General features: G+C 52.4%; 21 protein-coding genes. 7 read left to right on the top strand and 14 right to left on the bottom strand.

Features of this window, described 5'->3' with window-relative positions:
* Nucleotides 1–11 precede the first annotated feature (11 nt).
* From radC to mutM, 4 genes are all read left to right on the top strand, one after another.
* Nucleotides 12–665: a RadC family protein gene (gene radC, locus CTZ24_RS19805; protein ID WP_208724425.1), complete on the top strand. Its 654-nt coding sequence runs from the start codon at nucleotides 12–14 to the stop codon at nucleotides 663–665.
* Nucleotides 666–908: 243 nt separating this feature from the next.
* The gene (gene rpmB / locus CTZ24_RS19800) at nucleotides 909–1,145 is read left to right on the top strand and encodes a 50S ribosomal protein L28 (protein WP_013511031.1); all 237 of its coding nucleotides are present in this window, start codon (nucleotides 909–911) and stop codon (nucleotides 1,143–1,145) included.
* A gap of 11 nt (nucleotides 1,146–1,156) precedes the next feature.
* Nucleotides 1,157–1,324, top strand: coding sequence for a 50S ribosomal protein L33 (rpmG, locus tag CTZ24_RS19795; RefSeq protein WP_001051798.1), 168 nt, complete (start codon nucleotides 1,157–1,159; stop codon nucleotides 1,322–1,324).
* A gap of 69 nt (nucleotides 1,325–1,393) precedes the next feature.
* Nucleotides 1,394–2,203: a bifunctional DNA-formamidopyrimidine glycosylase/DNA-(apurinic or apyrimidinic site) lyase gene (gene mutM, locus CTZ24_RS19790; RefSeq protein WP_208724424.1), complete on the top strand. Its 810-nt coding sequence runs from the start codon at nucleotides 1,394–1,396 to the stop codon at nucleotides 2,201–2,203.
* Here mutM and coaD read toward each other — a convergent pair.
* From coaD to rfaD, 12 genes are all read right to left on the bottom strand, one after another.
* Nucleotides 2,200–2,685, bottom strand: a complete 486-nt coding sequence (coaD, locus tag CTZ24_RS19785) for a pantetheine-phosphate adenylyltransferase (RefSeq protein ID WP_021186104.1) — start codon at nucleotides 2,683–2,685, stop codon at nucleotides 2,200–2,202. The two genes, mutM and coaD, sit on opposite strands and share 4 nt — an antisense overlap.
* Nucleotides 2,682–3,458, bottom strand: a complete 777-nt coding sequence (locus CTZ24_RS19780; protein WP_021186105.1) for a glycosyltransferase family 2 protein — start codon at nucleotides 3,456–3,458, stop codon at nucleotides 2,682–2,684. Before CTZ24_RS19780 ends, coaD begins: the two co-directional genes overlap by 4 nt.
* Entirely contained in the window at nucleotides 3,458–4,732 is a 1,275-nt protein-coding gene (gene waaA / locus CTZ24_RS19775) for a lipid IV(A) 3-deoxy-D-manno-octulosonic acid transferase (protein ID WP_021186106.1), read from the bottom strand. The genes CTZ24_RS19780 and waaA overlap by 1 nt, the downstream gene beginning before the upstream one ends.
* Before the next feature lie 92 nt (nucleotides 4,733–4,824).
* On the bottom strand, nucleotides 4,825–5,958 hold the full coding sequence (locus tag CTZ24_RS19770) for a glycosyltransferase family 4 protein (protein WP_208724423.1): 1,134 nt from the start codon (nucleotides 5,956–5,958) through the stop codon (nucleotides 4,825–4,827).
* Nucleotides 5,951–7,027: a putative lipopolysaccharide heptosyltransferase III gene (rfaQ, locus tag CTZ24_RS19765; RefSeq protein WP_208724422.1), complete on the bottom strand. Its 1,077-nt coding sequence runs from the start codon at nucleotides 7,025–7,027 to the stop codon at nucleotides 5,951–5,953. The genes CTZ24_RS19770 and rfaQ overlap by 8 nt, the downstream gene beginning before the upstream one ends.
* Before the next feature lie 72 nt (nucleotides 7,028–7,099).
* Nucleotides 7,100–8,083 (bottom strand): glycosyltransferase, encoded by a 984-nt coding sequence (locus tag CTZ24_RS19760; protein WP_256402038.1) that lies wholly within the window; start codon nucleotides 8,081–8,083, stop codon nucleotides 7,100–7,102.
* Between the two features lie 21 nt (nucleotides 8,084–8,104).
* A complete protein-coding gene (locus CTZ24_RS19755; protein WP_208724420.1) occupies nucleotides 8,105–9,358 on the bottom strand; it encodes an O-antigen ligase family protein in 1,254 nt (417 codons plus the stop codon).
* A gap of 35 nt (nucleotides 9,359–9,393) precedes the next feature.
* Nucleotides 9,394–10,386 carry a glycosyltransferase family 8 protein gene (locus CTZ24_RS19750; RefSeq protein WP_208724419.1) on the bottom strand — a complete coding sequence of 331 codons (993 nt, stop codon included), beginning with the start codon at nucleotides 10,384–10,386 and terminating at the stop codon, nucleotides 9,394–9,396.
* Between the two features lie 9 nt (nucleotides 10,387–10,395).
* Nucleotides 10,396–11,472 (bottom strand): glycosyltransferase family 9 protein, encoded by a 1,077-nt coding sequence (locus tag CTZ24_RS19745; RefSeq protein ID WP_021186112.1) that lies wholly within the window; start codon nucleotides 11,470–11,472, stop codon nucleotides 10,396–10,398.
* Entirely contained in the window at nucleotides 11,469–12,446 is a 978-nt protein-coding gene (gene rfaC, locus CTZ24_RS19740) for a lipopolysaccharide heptosyltransferase RfaC (RefSeq protein WP_021186113.1), read from the bottom strand. The genes CTZ24_RS19745 and rfaC overlap by 4 nt, the downstream gene beginning before the upstream one ends.
* Nucleotides 12,447–12,448: 2 nt before the next feature.
* A complete protein-coding gene (gene rfaF, locus CTZ24_RS19735) occupies nucleotides 12,449–13,492 on the bottom strand; it encodes an ADP-heptose--LPS heptosyltransferase RfaF (protein WP_208724418.1) in 1,044 nt (347 codons plus the stop codon).
* Between the two features lie 17 nt (nucleotides 13,493–13,509).
* Nucleotides 13,510–14,442 (bottom strand): ADP-glyceromanno-heptose 6-epimerase, encoded by a 933-nt coding sequence (gene rfaD / locus CTZ24_RS19730; RefSeq protein WP_021186115.1) that lies wholly within the window; start codon nucleotides 14,440–14,442, stop codon nucleotides 13,510–13,512.
* Between the two features lie 231 nt (nucleotides 14,443–14,673).
* Between rfaD and CTZ24_RS19725 the strand changes: the two genes are divergently transcribed.
* Both CTZ24_RS19725 and tdh read left to right on the top strand, forming a co-directional pair.
* A complete protein-coding gene (locus CTZ24_RS19725; protein ID WP_208724417.1) occupies nucleotides 14,674–15,870 on the top strand; it encodes a glycine C-acetyltransferase in 1,197 nt (398 codons plus the stop codon).
* A 10-nt stretch (nucleotides 15,871–15,880) separates the two neighbouring features.
* On the top strand, nucleotides 15,881–16,909 hold the full coding sequence (gene tdh / locus CTZ24_RS19720) for an L-threonine 3-dehydrogenase (protein WP_208724416.1): 1,029 nt from the start codon (nucleotides 15,881–15,883) through the stop codon (nucleotides 16,907–16,909).
* A gap of 30 nt (nucleotides 16,910–16,939) precedes the next feature.
* Here the strand turns inward: tdh and CTZ24_RS19715 are convergent, their stop codons facing one another.
* Nucleotides 16,940–17,845, bottom strand: coding sequence for a divergent polysaccharide deacetylase family protein (locus CTZ24_RS19715; RefSeq protein WP_208724415.1), 906 nt, complete (start codon nucleotides 17,843–17,845; stop codon nucleotides 16,940–16,942).
* Between the two features lie 3 nt (nucleotides 17,846–17,848).
* Nucleotides 17,849–19,150 carry a murein hydrolase activator EnvC gene (gene envC / locus CTZ24_RS19710; RefSeq protein ID WP_208724414.1) on the bottom strand — a complete coding sequence of 434 codons (1,302 nt, stop codon included), beginning with the start codon at nucleotides 19,148–19,150 and terminating at the stop codon, nucleotides 17,849–17,851.
* 249 nt (nucleotides 19,151–19,399) lie between these two features.
* Here envC and CTZ24_RS19705 point away from each other — a divergent pair, with 249 nt between their 5' ends.
* Nucleotides 19,400–19,831 (top strand): rhodanese-like domain-containing protein, encoded by a 432-nt coding sequence (locus CTZ24_RS19705; protein WP_013511012.1) that lies wholly within the window; start codon nucleotides 19,400–19,402, stop codon nucleotides 19,829–19,831.
* Nucleotides 19,832–19,843: the final 12 nt, after the last annotated feature.

Below are 19,843 nucleotides of genomic sequence, written 5' to 3'. Positions count from 1 at the left end.
AGGGCGTAATCATGGAACTGGCACCAAGAGAGAAACTGGCGTCGAAGGGCGCTGAAGCGCTGAATGATGAGGAGCTGCTGGCGATTTTTTTACGTACCGGTTCCTACGGCGTCAGCGTTATGGCACTGGCGCGACAGATGCTGAATAAATTTGGCTCACTGTATGATGTCTTGAGCGCCAACCAGGAGCAGTTGGCGGATACTAAAGGCGTAGGGGTAGCCAAGATTACTCAGCTTCAGGCGGTGGCTGAGACAGCAAGGCGTTTCTTTGCCAGCCAGTTGGCGCGTGAAAACGTGATGGAAAACCCGCAGGTGACACGCCACTACCTGCAAAGCGTGTTGGCGCATCAGGAACGGGAAATTTTTATGGCGCTGTTTCTCGACAATCAGCACCGCGTTTTACAGGCGCAAAAAATGTTTTCCGGCTCGATAAACAGCGTGGAAGTCCATCCGCGCGAAATTGTGCGTGAAGCGCTAAAACTCAATGCGGCGGCAGTGATTCTGGCACACAATCACCCTTCAGGCATTGCCGAACCCAGCCGCGCTGACCGGGAAATTACCCAAAGAATCAGCAAGGCTTGTACGCTGCTGAATATCCGACTGCTTGATCATCTGGTGATCGGTCATGGCGAGTTTACGTCCTTTGCCGAGCGTGGCTGGCTGTAATTCTGGTGACGAAACCGGCGGAAACGGTGTGTTTTTGCGCGATCCATAGGGATCTTTATTTGTTCGGGACTTGAGCACCAGCGCTGACCGGCGTATACTACGCCACCTTTGAGAATCTCGGGTTTGGCGTTTGGGCCAGCTTAGCGGGTTCACATGGAACTCGCCTGGGCGGGCTAAGGCCTGACGAGGCGGCCAAAACCTAGTTTTTAAAGCTCGAGCTGATTTGATTTTTGGAGAATAGACATGTCACGAGTCTGCCAGGTAACTGGAAAGCGTCCGGTGACCGGTAACAACCGTTCCCACGCATTGAACGCGACGAAACGCCGTTTCCTGCCGAACCTGCACTCACACCGTTTCTGGGTTGAGAGCGAGAAGCGCTTCGTTACTCTGCGTGTATCTGCTAAAGGTATGCGTGTTATTGATAAGAAGGGCATCGATACGGTTCTGGCCGAAATCCGCGCCCGTGGTGAGAAGTACTAAGGAACTGAATCATGGCTAAAGGTATTCGTGAGAAGATCAAGCTGGTTTCCTCTGCTGGTACAGGTCACTTCTATACCACCACGAAGAACAAACGTACTAAACCTGAGAAACTGGAACTGAAAAAGTTCGATCCGGTTGTACGTCAGCATGTGATCTACAAAGAAGCTAAAATTAAGTAATTTTAGTGTTCTGCGAAAAACCCGGCTTCGGCCGGGTTTTTTGTTTCTGCGGTTCGTTGAGGAGATGAGATGCCTGAATTACCCGAGGTAGAAACCAGCCGACGCGGCATAGAACCCCATTTAGTGGGCGAAACCATTCTGCACGCCGTCGTGCGCAATTCCCGCTTGCGCTGGCCTGTTTCCAGCGAAATCCACGCGCTAAGCGACCAGCTGGTTCTGAGTGTACAGCGTCGTGCGAAATATCTGCTGCTGGAGTTGCCGCATGGCTGGATTATCATTCATCTCGGCATGTCCGGTAGCCTGCGCATGCTTCCCGGCGAACTGCCACCAGCTAAGCATGACCATGTTGATTTGGTGATGAGTAACGGCAAAGTGTTGCGTTATACCGATCCGCGTCGCTTTGGTGCCTGGCTGTGGGCCCATGACCTGGCGGGCAGTAGCGTGCTGGCGCATCTCGGTCCGGAACCGCTCAGCGACGAATTTGATGGCGACTATCTGTTTGAAAAATCTCGCGGTAAACGCACGGTGATCAAACAATGGCTGATGGATAACAAAGTGGTCGTGGGCGTGGGAAACATTTACGCCAGCGAATCGCTGTTTACTGCCGGGATCATCCCTGATCGTCCGGCGATGAGCCTGAGCCAGACTGAAGCGACGCTCTTGGCCAATACCATCAAGGCAGTATTGTTACGCTCGATTGAGCAGGGCGGCACGACGCTGCGTGATTTTCTGCAAACCGACGGCAAGCCAGGCTATTTTGCCCAGGAATTACAGGTTTATGGTCGGGCCGGTGAGCCGTGTCGTGCCTGCGGCACGCCAATCGTCAGTGGCAAGCATGGGCAACGCAGCACCTTCTGGTGTCCACGCTGCCAGCATTAAGGCTGCGCTAACTTACTCAGCAGTGCCTGATGTACCACGGCAGGCAGAAATGCCTGCACGTCGCCCTGGTGACGTGCCACTTCTTTTACCAGCGAAGATGAAACAAACGAGAAACCTTCGGATGGCATCAGAAACACGCTTTCGAGGTCAGGCAGCAGATGGCGATTCATATGTGCCAGCTGTAGCTCATATTCGAAGTCGGAGACAGCACGCAGGCCACGCACCAACACATTCGCCTGTTGAGCCTTGGCGAAATTCGCCATCAAATCGCTGAAGCCGATCACCTCAACATTTCCCAGATGCGCCGTGACCTGGCGTGCCAGATCAACACGTTCATCCAGGCTGAACAGCGGCTTTTTACTCGGACTGGCGGCAATTGCCAGCACGATGTGGTCGAACATCCGGGCAGCGCGTGTGACGATATCCAGATGACCGAGAGTAATGGGATCGAAGGTGCCGGGATAAATCGCTTTGGTGCTCATACGCGGCCTTGTGTTGAGGTGTGATGCAGCGCCCACAGCGCCGAATATTTATTGAAGGTGTACTGCGCGTTAACCACAGCCAGAATCCAGCCTTGTTTACCATCAAGGAAACCCGCACGCAGCAGCAAGGTTTTCAGAAATGCCCCAAGCGTGTGACTGAAGATGGAGAAAATTCCGCAGCGTTTGCCGCGCTGAAAGCGCTCCTGAGCCCAGGCTTCAGCGTAGTTCAACTGTTTGCGCTGGAACACCACCAAATCGCGGCAGGTCAGATGTTGTAAATCCCCCTCCAGCCTGACGACCGGGGCACCTTGCGTTTCCAGCGACTCATGCACCAGATTATCGTTGTAGTTCAGGTGGCGCGGATACAGGCGCATCACGCGATCGGGATACCAACCGCTGTGCCGCATAAAGCGACCAAGAAACAGGTTGCTGCGGTTCAGGCTGTAGACGGTAGCGGCAGGAGGCTGCGCCAACACCTGCTCGATGGCGTGGCGTAGCGGCGGGGTAACGCGCTCATCGGCATCGATCATCAAAATCATATCGCCACTGGCCCTGGCTTGTGCGCGCTGACGTTGTTTGCCAAATCCTGCCCAGGCTTCCGCCTGGTACACCTGAGCGCCATGCTGACGAGCAACCTCAGCGGTTGCATCATGGCTACCGGAATCCAGCACCACGATCTCATCCGCCCAACTGACGGAAGCCAATGCCTCCGGCAGCAGTTCCGCTTCATTTTTGGCGATCATCACCACGGAGAGACGTTGGCGTTGCGACATTAGTGTGCTCGCGGTGGCAAATGGGGTTCGAGTAAATGTAGCAGACGCTGTAATGCACCCTGATTTTGATGCAGTACGTCAACGGCGTGGCGACCATAGTAGCGACGATAGTCATCATCCTGTAGTAGATTGGCGACTTCTTTCTCCAGTGACACCACATCGGTCACGGTAATCAGCCCTTCCGCCTGTTGCAGCCTGGCGCAGATATCTTTGAAGTTCCAGATATGCGGGCCCATCAGTACCGGAATCGCATGGGCGGCGGGTTCGAGCGGGTTATGACCGCCACGTTCCACCAGGCTGCCGCCGACAAAGGCCAGATCGGCAATCCCGTACAACAACATCAGTTCACCCATGGTATCGCCAATCACCACCTGCGTAGCACTGGAAGGGATCTCGCCGCTGCTGCGTAGCGTAAAACTGAAACCACGCTTCTGCGTCAGTTCACAGGCATCTTTAAAACGTTCCGGATGGCGCGGTACCAGAATCAGCAGCAGGTCGGGAAATTGCGCCAACAGACGGCGATGCGCATCCAGCACAATCGCTTCTTCACCATCGTGGGTGCTGGTGGCAATCCACACCGGGCGACGCGGTGCCCACTGGCGACGTAGCGTGACAGCTTTAGCTGCCAGCTCCGGCGTAACTGAGATATCAAACTTCAGGCTACCGGTGACCGCCAGATGTGAACGTTTTAGCCCGAGGCTGAGAAAACGGTCGCCATCTTCCTGATTCTGCGCCGCAATCAAAGTGATGCGTTGCAGCAGGTCGCGCATAAAGCCGCCCAGCTTTTTGTAGCCTTTCGCGGAGCGTTCCGAGAGACGCGCATTGGCAATCACTAACGGGATCTGACGCTGATGCAGAATACGGATAATGTTGGGCCACAGCTCGGTTTCCATGATGATCACCAGTCTGGGATTGACCGTATCAAGGAAACGATTGATGGCACCCGGCAGATCGTAAGGCAGATAAACGTGATGCACATCTTTGCCAAACGCCGATTGTGCACGTTCTGAACCGGTGGGTGTCATGGTGGTCACGGTAATCGGCAGTGTCGGGTAGCGATGGCGTAGCGCGCGCACCAGCGGCACCGCAGCGAGGGTTTCTCCCACCGAAACTGAATGCAGCACAATGCCGTTCGGCTCAACTTTTCCACTGCAATAGCCATAGCGCTCCGCCCAGCGTTTGCGATACGCCGGGGCTTTTCGACCGCGCAGCCACAGGCGCAGCCAGATAAGAGGCTGGATCAGGTAGAGCAGGGCTGTGTATAGAATCGTCATAGTTATCGTTACGACAGGTTCGCGTCAAAAAGCATAAGAAATCAAGATGACGGCATGTTATCAGAAACCTGACGCCTGCTCATACCCCTTCGTCAAACAGGCTTAAGCACTTGCTGGTAAAGCGAGGTCAGCGCTTGTGCCAGTCGTTGTGGACCATAAGGTTCAATTCTGCGGCGTGCGGCCTCACCCAGTGCGGAGTTCTGCGAAAGTGATGGAATTGCCAGCACGGCTTCATTCAACGCTTTGATATCCAAAGCATCACATACGAAGCCTTCCTGACCAGCCTGAATGAATTCAGCGCCGCCGCAACCGGTACTGGTGATCACCGCCAACCCGCAGGCCATGGCTTCCAGCACCACATTCGGAAAAGGATCATAGAGTGTTGGCAGCAGCAAGGCATCGGCAGCATGATAGAAAGGCTGCACGTCCTGCTGCACACCAACAAATCTCAGGCGATCCAGACAATTCAGTTGGTTAGCCAGCTGCTGATAACGCGTCATCTGCTTGTCCTGGCCGACGACAACCAGGAAGCGATCGCTGCGCGCAACGGCTTCAATTGCCGCTTTTAAGCCTTTGCGTTCAAAACCGGAGCCAACATAAATCATCACCGTCGCGTTCTGCGGCAGCCGGAGCTGCTGGCGTGATATGTCGCGCTGTGCTGCGGTAGCCGGTTGAAAACGTTGGCTATCAATAGCGTTGTGAATGACATGGATCTTGCTGGCATCTAACGAGAAACAACGCAAAATATCCTGCTTTACCATCTCTGAATTACAGATTACCGCTTTCAGCGACGGTGCATTGAACATTTCGCGTTCGGCCTGTAATACGTAGCGATGATAAGGGCTAAGCGAGGCGCTCAGGCGCTGCCATGATGAGACAATACGCGCGCGTTGCTCCAGCCAGACACGATGCACGCCATCGCCTGCGCGAAAGATATCGCAACCCGCAATACGCTCGTGGCTCTGCACAATATCAAACTTTTCCCGTTCCCAGCAGGCGCGGGCGGCCACGGCAAAGCCACGCTCACGCGAGACACGGCCAAATTTGGTCGGATTGCAAATGTGCAGATGCCAGGCCGGGTTTGGCGTGCCTTGCCAGCTGCGAGTAATGATATTGAGGTCCAGTTGCTCGCTGTCCAGTGCTTCCAGCGCGCGCGAAATAAAGCGCTCGGCCCCGCCGTCCGGACGATACTTCTGCCGGACAATTGCCAGGCGTAGCTTAGTCATGCAAAAAACTCCTTGCCGCGGCGACCACATCGGCAACCGGGATGATCGCTAAGTAGCGCTGGTGCGTTTTGGTGTCGATGGAGTCCGGGTCGGGCAGGGGGCCGTAATCACCGGCCCAGATAATGCGATTATTATCGCCCCAGGGACGCCAGAACTGTAGCTTAGTGGGGCCAAACAGCGCCAGGCAGGGCGTATCAAGCGCGGCAGCCATATGCATCGGCGCGGAATCGACACCAATAAACAATCGGGCTTTGGCGATCAGTGCCGCCAGTTGTGGCAAAGAGAATTGACCGGCGAGTGATACGACATTGTCGCTCTGACACAAGGACCGGATACGTTCAATCATCGCCAACTCTTTTTTATCCGGGGCGGAGGTCAGCACCACGGTATGACCGTCTGCGGCCAGAGCGTCGATTAACTGCGCGACTTTTTCATCATCCCAGCATTTGAATTCCCAGCGTGAAGTGGGTTGCACTACCACATAAGGTGCATTGACCTGTTGCCGGGCTAATATTTCCTGCACTTTTTGCTGGTCGGCGGCGCTGAAATGCATAGACGCTTTGGCCCCTGCCGCGGTGATGCCGAGAGGGGACAGTGCCGACATATTTTGTTCAACGGTGTGGAGATTACCGTGATCATCGGTACTCACCAGCAGGTTATGGCACCAGCGCCAGATGGCGCTATCGCGCTTGTGAAAGGCGAAACCAATACGAAACGGGGAACCAGAAAGTTTGGTGAGAATGGCGCTACGCCACTGATCCGCCAGATTAATCACCAGATCGTAATGGCACGCGCGTACAGCAGAAATCAACGCAACTTCATGGCGGAATTTCTGCCAGCCGCCTTCCTTTTTCCAGTTGCGATCGATGATGTGCAGTTGCCGAATGGCCGGATGAGCTTCCAGCATTGGGCGCGTTTCTTTATACAACAGGACGTCAATATTGGCTTGTGGGTAACGTTGGCGAAGTGCATTGATCACCGGCGTGGTCAGCAGCATATCGCCATGATGGCGCAGCTTTATCAGCAGAATATTTTGGGGTGAAAAGTGGTCTGGAATCGGGCTTGCCATACTAAATGATCTCAAAATTCAGTGAGCTGATTGTAGGGCAAACCCACCAGGGGTGAAAGCCAGGCGCGGCGCTTATTTCTTACGCCAGCGATAAAGACGACTTAGCCACAACAGCAACTGATACCATTGCCGGATGCCACGCGCATTACGCAGCATACGCCTATGCGTTTGGGTCGCGAAGAGGTCATGAATGATCGCCTGGCGCGCACCCGCATCGGGTTCACGGCGAATACTATGGCAGACGCTCAACGCTTCGTGCGTAATCTGATAATGAAACGTCGGGTAGATTGTCACTTTATGCTGGTAGCGGGCATTGATCTCCTCCAGCATTTGGGCAATTTTCAGGTAATGGCGTTGATAGGCCACATTCTTTTCACCCGTGCGCTTGCGATTGCTGACAGAACTATCGTGCATGTAATAACGATAAAGCACGCGATCGGTGTAGCGTACACGTTGAGCGTTGAGCATGAATTCCGTCGTCCAGGGAATATCCTGATGATGTAACCCGGGTGCAAAATACAACTGTAGTTGTTCAATTAACTCGCGACGATAAATACCCAGCCAAACAACATGCATATAGCGATGGGTCTTCAGCGCCCGATTTAACCATTCCGGACCACGCAGTACTTCGGTGGACCTTAACCGGTCATGGGGTATCAACGGCTTGATAAGTTGGCTGGCTTGAAAGAACCATTCAGCATTGCACTGGGCGGCATCGAGGTTATCACTTTCAGCCATTTCGACTAAGGTCTGATACATCGTCGGATTCATGGTGTCATCGGCGTCTGGAAAAGTCACATACTTGCCGCGTGCTACGGCCAGACCCGCGTTTCGCGCGCGCGATACACCACCATTCGGTTGATGGATTACCCTCACCTGTGCGTGCTGCTGTGCATAAACATCAGCACGCTCACCGGAGCCATCGGTAGAACCATCATTGACAATGATGATCTCCAGATTGGTCAGCGTCTGCGTCAGCAGTGATTGCATAAAAGAGTCCAGCATCACCCCGGCGTTGTACATTGGGGTGATGATGGAGAGGAGAGGGAAGGGCATACTTTCTTTCATCGCTCGTGTTTAATCATGGTGCCTGGAATGCTCGGTTTTTACCTGTCGCGTCATCATAAAATATCCCCACACCAGAAGAATGAAGTAGGGAGATTCTCGGTTATAAAATTGCGAGTCGCCCATACTAAAATAGATAACCGGGATAGCTAATAATAAAGCTTCGTAGCGCGGAGATTTACCAAATAACGGCACCAGCAATAAACCAAGAAAAAAGCCCAGCATGATCATCCCGCCAACGATGCCTTGCAATGAAAAGCTCTCAACGAGATCGTTGTGGGTATGGTATTGAATATTGAGATAGGCGATTTCATTTTTCGGCTGATGTTTATCCAGCCATTCTTTCGTTTCCAGACTGCGCGTGTCGGCACTTTGCCCCCACGGATGCTGCGTGAAGGCCCATAATCCTGCCTGCCACATGCCAAATCGTCCACCAATTGAGGTGCTCGGATCCCCTGCGGAATATTGCTGAACCTCTGTTTTAACCGTCTCTACGCGGTCAAATAGTTGGTCTGAGTATTTGCTGAGGCTAAAAATACCGGTAAGCAGGATGGCTGAAAAAATGCCCAGCCAAATCAATCGTGAACGCCCGGGGGTGGTCACAATGTGATGCAACATACTGGCAATGCAGAACAGGCTGAACAATAAAATAGCGGAACGCGTTTGGGTAACGCCGAGTAAAATAAAGGAGACAACCAGGGTGATAAAATATGGCGCGGCGTAATGTCGGGGAAAAACACGGCGGAGAGACCACAAGGTCACCAGCGAAAGCACTGTGAACATGTAAGCCCCAGAGGTTGCCGCATCTGAATTAATTTTAGGGCGTTCTCCGGTATGGATAACTTGTTCAATCCCAATACAGGCTACAACGAAAATCGTGAGACACAAAATCAACGTCCCAACCTGGACCAGACGGGCAGGCAATCGCCATTCAGGAGACAGACGATAGACGCAGTAAATGACAAACGCCCCCAGAATCATTCTTTTTCCACTGATTTTATAGTGTTCAGCAATCAGTGGTAACTGGTGGTTAATCGTTGTGATTGCCCAAACCCACTTACTCAGGCCTAAAAGTAGGACCAGGGTAGGTATCCAGTAAAAATAGAGTTTTTTCTCGCGCCACACCAGCCAGGCGAAGCTAAAAAACGAGATGTAGGTAAGCATGTAATAGGCGTTGCGGGAAATCTCTCCGGAGACAAAGAAAAATGCCATCGAGATTATTGTGAGAGAATAAAATACTATCCCTCTTCCCTGTTCAGTTTTCATGAGTTTAGAAATTTCAGCAATGCGCATCATCATTCTTATTTAAAAAATTTATGTTTAATATAATTAATCATCCAGAAGAGACTGGCAGCGTACTCTTTTTTATGGAATTTTATCCTGGCAAAACGTTTCATCTCTTTATGATGACGAGGTTTATCAAGATGCAGTGATGACCAGGGAGATAAACGATAATAATCTAAATAAAGATGTGAAAGATTACCGCCGCTCCATGCATGCCAGGGTTTGCATTTTCCAGTGTAGTGGATCATGACAGTATCATTAGGGGTGCTAAAATTATGCCAGACCTTGTTCGCAATGATGTCGTAAATAAAATTGTATTTATCCGGCAATATCAGGGTGTCATTTTCCAGAAGAATGTTTAATGCATCCTGGTCGGGGAATCCAAAATTTGCACCCTGAGCAACTAATAAATCTATTATTTTCTGGGTGGTGTCATTCGCCAGCCAACGCGGGATATTGATCAACATAAAACCAGAGTTAAAATAATTGCCTTGTTTAAGGCCCAGCTTCGGACATTGATTCTGGCGTGCACGTACGGTGTCATTACTGGCACACAGGATGACATGGCTGATATCCAGCGTGAATAGCGGAGAGTAATCTCCCACCACTAATGTATCGGCATCAAGGTAGAAAACACGATCGCTATAGCGAGCGACAGTTTCCGGAATCAGGAACCGATAATAAATACTCTTTGGATAGCGTCCGACTACGGGCAGCTTTTCCAGCCAACTGTCATTGAAAAGATGGAGTGTTATGGCGAGCGGCTGGTTACCGGCCAATTGCTTCAGGCGATCAATATCATCATCAGCTAATGTATCGGTAAATATATGAATATGAAAAGCCGTAGTGGGATGGTGCTTTAGCAATGAAAAGAGGGTAATACCCATTCCTCTGGCATAGTTATGATTAATGCCAAATGCAACATGTATAACCGATTCGTCGTTGTGAGGCAGCGTGTTAAGCAGTGTTTCGCTTTGCTGGACGGCCTCAGTATGAAGGTGTGTTGCCATTATGCTGTACTACCCCTGACTATTTTCAATAAATTTGCTAATTTTCATAATCTTATCTTCATTCAGACCAAACAGAACTTCGGCGGGCTGTTCAAATTTAAATCGAGTGGCGAAGACAAAGGTTGAGGCTTCAATGTTGTCGGGTCCAATAAACAAGACGCGATATACCGGACGCTGCTCTCTGATTTCACAGGGGCCATAGAACATAATTACCGGAACTTGCTGAGCATCGGCAATATAGGCATTTCCCGAATCAGATGCGATGTAAAAGTCCATCTGTGAGATAGCCCAGGGCACATCTTCTAAATTCAGCTGACCAATCAGGCTGATAATGTTTTTTTTGTCAGCAGTCAGCGTTAATAATTCATCCAGCCAGGGTTGTTCCGCCGGAGGTCCAAAAACATAAAACGTACAAGGTAGGGAGGACAATGACTCAATGATCTGAGCCCAGATGGCAGCAGGGATAGTCTTGGCTTTATTTCCGGCAGAGATACTGATGCCAATCTTTATACCTTGTACGGGAGTACTAAGCGGCAGGGGAATCGTGGTCGGAACATACAAAGGCGAGGTGGCATGTTTGGGAAAATCGGTATAGCGATAATCCCGATTAATGAGTTTCAGGTAGCTATCCAGCGTCAAACTCTGCCTGGTATGCTCAACGATGCCCGTCGCGCTACGATAAAACACTTTATGGTAGGACTTACGAACATAGGTCAGTAAAAATTGCTTATTTGGCGCATTGCATAATGACGCGAAGAACAGATTAACACTATTCGGCTGTGTCAGATAAACATTGTCGTAGCGATTCATCAGGGTAAACGCCAGACAAAGTTTGCTCCATAAGCTGCGCTTTGCGTCTTCAATCAGATAGTAATGGGCGATGGTGTCATCATGACGTACCAAAGGCTCTACAGCGCGGCTGATTAAAACGTCAGATTGGCCTAACGCACGCAACATCGGTGTTATATTAATAAAATCGCCGATCTTCGCTGTCTGGATGACTAAACTTTTTCCGGTGGGTTTTTTAAAAAGTTTCATCATGTACTGCAATGGCAGCAGCATCAGATAGATCAGAACATAATTCATTTTGCGTCTTCCGCTATTACAGTCTGAAGATGTGCCATTACTTCATCGGCTACCAAATCACCCAATGCTCTGGTTGGAGAAACAAGCGCCATCTGATTCTTCCCATATCCACCAATCAGCCCCGGATCCGTTGGGCCATACAGGGTAATGTTCGGGCGATCCAATGCTGCCGTAAGATGGCTCAACCCGGTATCAACGGAAACCACAGCGCATGCTCCTGCCAACTGGCGAGCCACCTGCTCCAGTGTCAGACGTGGCAGCACCTCAACATGGTCAAAACCTTCCGCCAGACGCAACGCGCGCTGATGCTCATGTTCGGCACCCCAGGGTAATTTCACGCGCAGACCGGTTGGTTGCACCAATTTAATAAGCTCGCGCCAGTGTGCTTCCGGCCAATGTTTATTGTCGCGCGTCGTCGCGTGTAAAAACACCAGATACTGATGCGCATCTTGCGGCAGTGAACTCAGGAAATGTCCGGCGATCGCATAGTCACCCTGCGTGGTTGGTTTTTCATAACCGAGGCTTTTCGCGAACAGTTCACGAGTACGTTCTACCGCGTGCTGCTGTTTATTGATTTCATGGCGTTTGTCATACCACCAACTGGCGAAGGGTTCGCGAGCGCTGCGGCTGTCCTGTCCGTGCTTCACGCCTTTTGCCAGGCGAGTGACCAACGCTGCGCTTTTGATCAACCCTTGCGCATCAATCACCACATCGTACTGACGTGACTGCAACTCACGTTTAAATAACACGCGTTCTTCACGTTGCTGGCTGCCAAACCAATGCTTGCGCCAGCGGCGGATGGCGACCGGCATGACTTTATCCACGGCAGGATGCCATGCTGGAATTTGGGCAAAGTTTTCTTCCACCGCCCAATCAAAACGAATGCCGGGAATGGCCTGCATGGCATCGGTCAATGCAGGCAGGGTGTGCAGTACGTCGCCCATTGAGGACGTTTTCACAATCAGGACGTGCATGTTTACTCCTGCGCCGCAGTTAGCAAAGCGCTTAATTCCTGGTGCACGCGCATCGGTTGAATATCTATCAGACTCTGGTGATAACCTTCTGCGGCATCCCCTTTCCGGACTTTGTGATAGCCGGTGATCAGGCGAATGACTCGCGCCTGATGTGACAATGGCGGCGTGAAGTCAGGGCTGCTTGGCCCGTACAACGCGACCAGCGGGCGATTGAGCGCAGCGGCAATATGCATCAATCCGGAATCATTGCTCACCACCGCAGCACAGTGCGCCAGCAGAATGACCGCCTGCTCCAATTGGGTATCACCCGCAAGGTTTTTACAGTGATGGCGCGCGGCTTCCGGCAGGGTCTGCACAATGGTATCGCCGGTTTCGCGATCTTTAGCCGAACCGAACAGCACCACCTGATAGCCTTCGCTGATGAGTTGTTCCGCCAACGCAGCATAATGATAATGTGGCCAGCGTTTTGCCGGACCAAACTCAGCGCCGGGGCAAAAGCCAATGACAGGACGATCGGCAGAAAGTCCAAACTGGGCGGCCGTCATGCGTTTCTCATCGTCTTCAACTCTGAGCTGCGGCCACAACAATGGCTGCGGCAGCTGCTGCGCAGATGGCACAGGTTTGTCGTAGCCCAACGCCACATAACGCTGAACCATTAACGGAAACGCTGCTTTATCCAGCACCCGCACATCATTCAATACGCCGTAACGCAGCTCACCACGCCAGCCAGTACGGCGTTTGATTCCGGCAAAAAACGGTACCAGCGCCGACTTGAAGGAGTTCGGCAGCACATAAGCGCGATCGTAGCCACTCGCCTGTAAGGTTTTGCCCAGCCGACGACGTTCGCCCAGCGCCAGGGCACCATGACCGAGTGGCATCGCCAGCGCCTGATTGACTTCCGGCATACGTGACAGCAGCGGTCGGCACCAGGCGGGTGCCATAACATCAATAACAGCCTCAGGATGCTCAGCCTTGAGCGTGCGATAGAGACTTTGCGACATCATCATATCGCCGACCCAGGAGGGGCCAATAACCAGAATTTTCATCGCTGCTGCCGGATCCCTTATGCGTTACGGTTCAGCCACACCATATATTCCGCAACCCCCTGGGCCACGGTTTTGAACGGCTTGTCATAACCCGCCGCACGGAGCCTGGTCAGATCTGCCTGGGTGTAGGCCTGATAGCGGCCTTTCAGCTTGTCCGGGAACGGGATGTATTCGATCTCGCCCTGCTGATGGAATTTCAGCACCGCGTCCGCCACTTCCTGGAAGGACTCCGCACGGCCGGTACCGCAGTTGTAAATGCCGGAGATACCATTTTCCCAGCACCACAGGTTCACCGCAGCCACGTCATCAACATGGATAAAATCGCGACGGAAAGTATCGCTGCCTTCAAACAGCTTCGGATTTTCGCCGTTGCTGATTTGCGTGTTGAGGTGGAATGCTACGCTTGCCATGCTGCCTTTATGGCCTTCACGCGGGCCGTACACATTGAAGTAACGGAAGCCGCACACCGGCGAATCCGCTTCCGGCAGAATCTGGCGCACGTAGTGGTCAAACAACATTTTCGAGTAGCCATAAACGTTGAGCGGCTGCTCGTATTGACGCTCTTCGATAAAGTTGTCGTTACGACCGCCGTATGTGGCGGCAGAAGAGGCGTACAGGAAGGGGATTTCGCGTTCCAGGCAGAAGTGCAGCAGATCTTTGGAATACTGATAGTTGTTGTCCATCATGTATTTGCCGTCCCACTCGGTGGTGGCTGAGCAGGCACCTTCGTGGAACACCGCTTCAATCGGCCCCAGATCTTCACCGGACATGATGTAGGTGAGGAATTCCTCTTTATCCATGTAATCAGAGATGTCCAGATCCGCCAGGTTCACGAATTTGGTGCCATCTTTCAGATTATCCACCACCAGAATGTCAGTATGACCGCGATCGTTCAACGCCTTGACGATGTTGCTGCCAATCATGCCAGCGCCACCCGTTACGATAATCATGTGCTTTGCCTTTAAACAGTTGGGGTGAAACAGGAGGTTTCACGCACTAATACCTAACATCATAACATTTCAGCCCGCAGCAGGCAGCCAGATGACTCCGGAAGGCCGTCATATTTCACGTTCGCAGCGTGAACTATGCTGCAAAATGGAGATTTCATCGGCTGAAATGTCGTTGATGCGCTTTTCTATCAGTAATATGTGCCAAAATTTTGCTATATGAGGAGCAGAATCATGTCCAGTCGATTTTATTCGCAAATCCGTCAACAACTTGAGACAACGCGTCAGGATGGATTGTTCAAACAGGAACGCACGATTACCTCGCCACAACAGGCAGAAATCAATGTTGGCAACGGTCAGCCGGTCATCAATTTTTGCGCCAATAATTATCTGGGGCTGGCGAATCATCCGGCGTTAATTCAGGCCGCCAAAGAGGGAATGGATACACACGGTTTCGGCATGGCTTCAGTGCGCTTTATCTGTGGAACTCAGGACATCCATCAGCTATTGGAACGTAAGCTGGCTGAGTTCCTCGGCATGGAAGACGCTATTCTCTTTTCCTCCTGCTTTGACGCGAATGGCGGCCTGTTTGAAACCTTGTTGGATGCGGAAGATGCCATTATTTCGGATGCGCTTAATCATGCCTCAATCATTGATGGTGTTCGCCTGTGCAAAGCGCAGCGCTACCGCTATGCCAACAACGATATGAACGAACTGCGCGCCCGGCTGGAGGATGCACGCGACAACGGTGCGCGTCATATCCTGATTGCCACCGATGGGGTGTTCTCAATGGACGGCGTGATTGCCAACTTGCAGGGTATTTGCGATCTGGCGGATGAGTTTGATGCGCTGGTAATGGTGGATGATTCACATGCGGTTGGCTTTGTCGGGGCCAGTGGTCGCGGCACTCATGAATATTGTCAGGTAATGGATCGCATCGATATTTTGACCGGGACGCTGGGTAAAGCGCTTGGTGGGGCGTCCGGGGGGTATGTTGCCGCGAAAAAAGAGGTCGTTGAATGGCTGCGTCAGCGCTCACGCCCTTATCTGTTCTCCAACTCACTGGCCCCGGCCATTGTCGCTGCGTCGTTGCGAGTTCTGGAAATCCTCAGTGAAGGTGATGGATTGCGCCAGCGTCTGTGGGAAAACGCGCGCTATTTCCGGGAGAAAATGACCGCCGCCGGGTTTACCCTGGCTGGTGCCGACCACGCCATCATTCCGGTGATGCTTGGGGAGGCAAAAGTCGCGCAGGAGTTTGCCCGTTTGCTGCAACAAGAAGGGATCTACGTGACGGGTTTCTTCTATCCGGTGGTGCCTAGAGGCCAGGCGCGTATCCGTACCCAAATTTCAGCGGGTCATACCCAGGCGCAACTGGAACATGCGGTAGCGGCCTTCACTCGTATTGGTCAGCAGTTGGGCGTTATCGTCTGAGGAGCCGGCAATGAAAGCACTCGCGAAATTAAAAGCAGAAGAAGGCATCTGGATGATCACCGATGCGCCGATCCCTGAACCCGGTCATAACGATCTGCTGATAAAAATCCGGAAAACCGCCATCTGCGGTACTGATATTCACATCTACAACTGGGACGACTGGTCGCGTAAAACCATCCCGGTACCGATGATCACCGGCCATGAATATGTCGGGGAAGTGGTGGCTATCGGCCAGGAAGTGAAAGGCTTCACGATCGGCGATCGCGTGTCGGGTGAAGGGCATATCACCTGTGGCCACTGCCGTAATTGTCGGGCCGGGCGTACTCACCTGTGCCGCAACGCCATCGGCGTTGGGGTGAATCGCCAGGGGTGCTTCGCCGAGTATCTGGTCATTCCCGCCTTTAACGCCTTCAAAATCCCCGACAATATCTCCGATGAACTGGCGGCGATTTTTGACCCATTCGGTAATGCCGTACATACCGCCTTGTCGTTTGATTTAGTGGGCGAGGATGTGTTGATTGCCGGTGCCGGGCCAATTGGCATCATGGCTGCTGCGGTATGCAAACATGTCGGTGCACGCAATGTGGTGATCACAGACATCAACGAATATCGCCTCGATCTGGCACGCAAAATGGGTGTCACACGCGCTGTCAACGTTGCACAGGAGAATCTGCGTGACGTGATGGTATCCCTCGGTATGACTGAAGGCTTTGATGTTGGGCTGGAGATGTCCGGCGCGCCTCCGGCGTTTCGTAGCATGCTGGAAGTGATGAATCACGGTGGACGTATTGCGCTGCTTGGCATTCCGCCGGGTGAGATGGCGATCGACTGGAACCTGGTAATCTTCAAAGGACTGTTTATCAAAGGTATTTACGGACGAGAGATGTTCGAAACCTGGTATAAAATGGCGGCGTTGATTCAATCCGGTCTCGATCTGACGCCAGTTATCACCCACCGTTTCCCTGTTGATGACTTCCAGCTAGGGTTTGACGAGATGCGTTCCGGTCACTCAGGCAAAGTGGTGCTGAGTTGGGATTAGGTGATTACCCGGCGTTCAGGCCGGGTTTTATTAAAAAAGCTGCTTAAGCGAATCGATGAGTGGGCTTTCAACAATACTTTCTTCCAATATATCAACAGCCCGACTCTGCGGCACCGGAGCCAATGGTTTGCTGACCTTACAGATGCCAGGCGCCCGGAAGTGCGGCTGTGGCTCAGGTTGTGTTTTGGTCGGTGGCATTGTGGTACCCGGATGCAGTGGCTCATTCAGCAACTGGCTGGGTCTTACCAGGGTGATATCGGCAGGTAAGGTTGGCAGCATTTGTTGCAGGACCCGCACCGTATTGGGATGAGGGTGCCCGATCGCAATAGCATAGCCATCACGCTGCGCCAGTTTTACTGCGCGGGTGAATTGCTGGCGAATAGCGGCATCATTCTGGCTGTCATCAAGAAATACCCGACGTTTCAGCACCTTAACATGGGTACCCTGCGCTGCGGGAATTGACTGGCTATTGCCGATGGTCATGCTATCCAGAAAGTAAAAGTTATAGTGATTCAGTATCTGCATCACTTTCTGCATTCCCGGCAGACTTGAGGTCATCTTGCTGCCCATATGGTTGTTCAGGCCTACCGCGTAGGGCACTTTACCAACGGCATCACGAATAATGCGTTCAATTTCCGCACTGGACATCTCCGGGGTGAGCGTATCCTTCTCCAATGGCTGCTTGCTGAGAGGGGCCATTGGCAGATGGATAAGAACTTCATGCCCGCTTTGATGAGCTTTTGTCGCCATCTCGCGGGCATAGGTTGCATTGGGTAGTACGGCAACAGAAACTGCGGCAGGCATCTGCAACACTTTGTTCTCTTCGACTGGTCGATAGCCAAAGTCGTCAATGACGATGGAGAGTTTGCCTGCATGGGCGGAAAGTGACAAAAACAGGCCGCACAAGGCGGCAGAGAGTTTATGAGGTTGAAACAAAGCTTATCTTCCTAACCACGGCAGTGGGTTTACGGCCTGTCCCTGACGCCGGATTTCAAAATAGAGTGAGGGCGTACCGCGGCCGCCACTGGTACCTACCAGGGCAATAGGCTGTCCTGCCTTCACCTGGGCACCGACACTCACCAGCGCACTTTGATTGTAGCCGTAAAGGCTCATATCGCCTTTACCGTGTTCGAGCACCACAACCAGACCGTAGCCTTGCAGCCAGTCGGCCATTAATACGCGCCCATCGGCGATGGCTTTCACTTCGGTTCCTTCTGGCGCATCAATCACCAGACCTTTCCAGCGTAATTCACCCTGCATGGTTTCACCGAAACGGTGCTCCACACGTCCACGCACCGGCCAGACAGCCTGGCCGCCGGGACGGCCAAGCCCACCGGTACGCGCCATCAGCTCACGCTCGCTCTGCGTAGGTTGGTAGCTGGAACCTTTGGCTTTCGCCTGTGCCTGACGCTGACGGACTTTCTCCGCCTCGCGAGCCTCACGCTCGGCGCGTTCGCGTGCTTCACGTTCCGCTTTGGCAATTTTGTCTTGCAGGCGACTTTCGTTCTGGCGCATTTGCACCAGGTCAGCCTGGTCTTTTTGCAGCGAACTTTCCAGGGCCGTCAGGGTTTTCTTACGTGCCGCACTGGCGGATTCCAGTTTGCCCTGCTGCGTCTGCTGCTGTGCGAGGAGATTTTTTTGCTGCTGCTGTTTGTCCTGCAATGCCTGACGCTGTTCCGCTAACTGTTGCTGCGTCTGCTTCAGGTCATCAATATTCTTTTGGCGTGCCGCATTGAGGTAGCCGAAATACGCGAGGATACGTTCACTGCGTTGTGCTTCTTCACCGCCCAGCAATAACTGTAGGCCGTTGTGTTGTCCCTGGCGGAAGGCGGCATCAAGTTGTTGTGCCAGCAATTTTTCCTGCTGCGCTTGCTGTTTTTCCAGCCGGGCGATGGAGGTGTTGAGTTGGGTTATGTCGTTGTCGAGCGCACTCAGGCTGTTGCGGGTTTCGCGTAACTGGCGACTGGCCTGCGCAATCACTTTTTCCTGGCTTTCCAACTGATTCAGCAGTTTGCTACGCTGCTGTTTTTGTGCCTGAACACTTTTCTCTTTTTCGGCAATATTCTGCTGAATGGATTTCAACTGAGATTTGCTGTCATCGTCACTGTGCGCAAGGGGCGGCAATAACAGAGCGCCCGCACAGAGCAGGCTGAGGGAGAGTGCGGACCAGCGTGATGACAACGGATGCGCTGGGCCGTTGTGACAGGTCCTTGTTGGTAAAACAATCGCTTTTCCCTTCATAGTCGCTAATTATTCCACGATGAACAGCCGCTTACCAGTTTACCGGGCCGGGTTTTGCTTTTCCAAACATGTCGGCCATCAGCTTACAAGCATAAACTTTGTCTCAATTTTGCGATTAGAACACTTTTTTTGGAAAATGACGCACAAATCGTAACTCTGACCCCTTAGCGACTGTACATGCGAGGTGGCGCAGGTATACTCAGAACCCTTGTTTTAGCTTATTAGCCCGGTCTGGAGTCGTTACCCCTCATGCAAGAAATTATGCAGTTTGCAAGCAATCACCCCATCCTCAGTCTGGCATGGGTTGTGTTACTCGTTCTGGTGATTGTAACCACCGTTAAAGGTATGTTCTCTAAAGTAAAAACTATCAGCCGTGGCGAAGCGACGCGTCTGATTAACAAAGAGGACGCGGTGGTGGTAGATGTTCGTTCGCGCGACGACTACCGCAAAGGACACATTTCTGGGGCGCTGAATGTAGCGGCGGCAGACATCAAAAAAGGCAGCTTTGGCGAGCTGGAAAAGCATAAGTCTCAGCCCATAATTGTGGTATGTGCCACGGGCCAGAGCGCTGGCGAACCGGCAGCACAGCTGAGCGCAGCTGGCTTCACGCAGGTATCTGTCCTTAAAGACGGCGTGAGCGGCTGGAGCGGTGAAAACCTGCCGCTGGTACGCGGTAAATAATTCGCAGAGGTA

Source organism: Pantoea phytobeneficialis, assembly GCF_009728735.1.
Lineage (GTDB): Bacteria > Pseudomonadota > Gammaproteobacteria > Enterobacterales > Enterobacteriaceae > Pantoea > Pantoea phytobeneficialis.
The sequence above is the reverse complement of the archived record's forward strand: the minus strand, read 5'-3'. Positions and strand labels throughout refer to the sequence as shown.